Below are 2,525 nucleotides of genomic sequence, written 5' to 3'. Positions count from 1 at the left end.
CAAATGCAATCCACCAGCTGTAAGCAACAAGATTAGCTACTGGGTTTGTAAATAGAAAAAGTGCTAAAAGGATAAAAACAACTCCTGCAAGGAATAGCAATAAACGATTAGAAATTTCATTTCAATACCCCCTATATAGTATAGTTTGAGAATGAAAGCATTTTAACTCTTTTGATGGGAGATATCAAGAAAGGAAATAGATAGTTTGAGAATTTTAGTATGGCTTTTTGTGGAACAAAAAAGGCTGTTTTATTATTTTTTGTAACTATAACAAGGTTAGAAGATTATAAGTGGGAACAACAAAAAAGAGGATGGGACAAAAATCCGACCTCAAATATAAAAAGCGAACAAAACTAGTTTTCTGGTAATCAGAAAACTAGTTTTGTTCGCTTTTAGCATTTAATTATAGATTTGAAGGGCTTAATAATTAAGATTTTTAAAAATTGAAATCTTTTTGTCCCAAACTCTTTCTACTTAAATTTTATTATGCCCCCTACATGGATGTGTAAGAAATTTTTATATTGAAAGTAATCAAAAATGTTGAAAAACAAATGATTTTTGGAAGATGCATTTAGGTATTTTCAATGTCAGGATTTAAAAATGGGGCAAAAGTGGGGCAAAAACGAATGACTCACATTTGGTTTGAAAACCTATAATACCTAATGATTATGCCATACTAGATATATAGTGTTGTTATAAATAAATGTCAGTGCGAGTTCAAATCGGAGGATAAAATGGAAAAACAAATTAATGAAAAAATTAAATCCTTGGTTTCCAAAGCTTTTTTTATGTTATAAACTCATTAAAAGAACCCCCAGTTAGATTTGGAATATTTTTTATTCTGTGTCATATAAAAATAAATAAAATGAATGGCTATAGCTAGAGCTAAAATGGTTGTTATACTCACTACTATTATAGGATTAGAAGCAAAGATTAAAGAGAGAATCAAGGCAGCCAGATAGAGTGTCGCTTGGACACAGTAGTAACTTTTCGAATAGCGAAGATAGTGTTTGTTATAGGGCCCATTTACTAGGACAGCAGCTTGAAAGAGGCCAAATCCGATATAAGAGAAGCTGGTTGCAAAGAGAAGATTAGCTTCAGGATTCAGAAGAAAACTCATCGAAACGGTCATCATAATAAGTCCAATGAAAATAGGATAGTGACTGTAAATTAGAAATAGTCCCTTTTGATTAGATTTTTCATCAATAGCATGGTCGAATTGACCAAAATAAAACAAGAACAGAGAAAGCATAATAATGAAATAAAGAACCGAATAAATCGAGAAATTCTCGATTGTAAAGAAGTTAGCTAGCTCCATAATCATCTCTCCAAACGTAATAATGACAAGAAGGGAGATGCGCTCGATTAAATGGGGGAGATTTACCTGGTAATGCTTATCTTTACTAAGCAAGATAATTGGCATAATAAATGTTAGCAGAATACTAGCAAATAAGACAGAGACTCCAACGTAAATAGGAAGAAGAGCTGCTAGATAGACTCCTAAACTTCCTAGACCTGTTATCCATAGAAAACCTTTGATACTTTCCCGTTCAACATTATCGGTTGATTTTCTAAAAAATTCAACCAAATATTGTAAAAATAAGGTAAAGGTTAATGTACCAACAGCCCAACAAAGATAATGAAAATATTGTTGCCAATCAGGTCCAATCATATTGGCTATAAAGAGTAAAAGTCCCATTTTGATAAACATGATTACCATGTTAAATAAAGAGTTCTTTCCATAGCGATTGGTATAAACGGTTTGAATCATCCATGAATCAGTGAGAACCAAGACAGCCATGAAAAAATCAAGGAAAGAATTCCAAGTCAAAATACCGTTATGAAGATGCTCAATTAAAGTAGTTACTTTTGAAATTGCAAAAACAAAAACTAGGTCATAAAAAAGTTCTGAAAATTCTACACGTTTATGTTTAATAAGAGTTGTCATCTTAAGTCCTTTCTATTCTAGAAGTACAATTTATTATAACAGAAAATGGTAATGAGAGAAAAGGAGATGCTTAAATAACTTTATGTGGCGCGAATTGTAAAAACCTTGGACACATTTACCTCATGTACCAACTCACAGGCAGAGTGTTTGATGATTGGTAATAAAGAATGGGTGTTGAAACATTCAAGTTATTATCATACTGAGAAAGATGGAACAACAAAACGAGTTGAGTTCAATGCAACTAAGCAACCGGAAGAACTGAAGAATAAGATTATACAATAGAAAAAGCGAGCCTAAAACTCGCTTTTTTATTTAATCTAATAGCTCCTTATTTTCAATTAAGAGTTCTAGTGGAGATTTATCTCTTGCTTCAATAAAACCAGGTTCATATTGGGTATGAAGTGTTCTTTTCTGAGAAGTTGGATCAATATACAACTCTTTTCCATCTTCTGTGTATAGTTGGTTGCCTCTTGTTAGGTAAAGTAAATCCTCTAAGTACTGTCCATCAGTATGTAGGAAATGCTCGATGTATTTGACAGCTTTTAAGATTTCACTTACTTTATCAGAGTATTCATTA

General features: G+C 32.0%; 2 protein-coding genes and 1 pseudogene. All 3 read right to left on the bottom strand.

Annotated elements, in window-relative coordinates:
• Positions 1 to 115, bottom strand: a pseudogene (locus tag RQ893_RS09095) (DUF308 domain-containing protein); the annotation flags it as partial.
• Between the two features lie 687 nt (positions 116 to 802).
• A complete protein-coding gene (locus RQ893_RS09090; protein WP_070241521.1) occupies positions 803 to 1,948 on the bottom strand; it encodes a low temperature requirement protein A in 1,146 nt (381 codons plus the stop codon).
• Positions 1,949 to 2,260: 312 nt separating this feature from the next.
• On the bottom strand, positions 2,261 to 2,525 hold a 265-nt coding region (locus RQ893_RS09085), incomplete at its 5' end, for a hypothetical protein (RefSeq protein ID WP_311482685.1).

The sequence above is a fragment of the uncultured Anaerococcus sp. genome, assembly GCF_963510915.1.
Classification (GTDB): domain Bacteria; phylum Bacillota; class Clostridia; order Tissierellales; family Peptoniphilaceae; genus Anaerococcus.
Note: the sequence above shows the minus strand (reverse complement) of the source record. Positions and strands in the feature narration are given on the sequence as shown.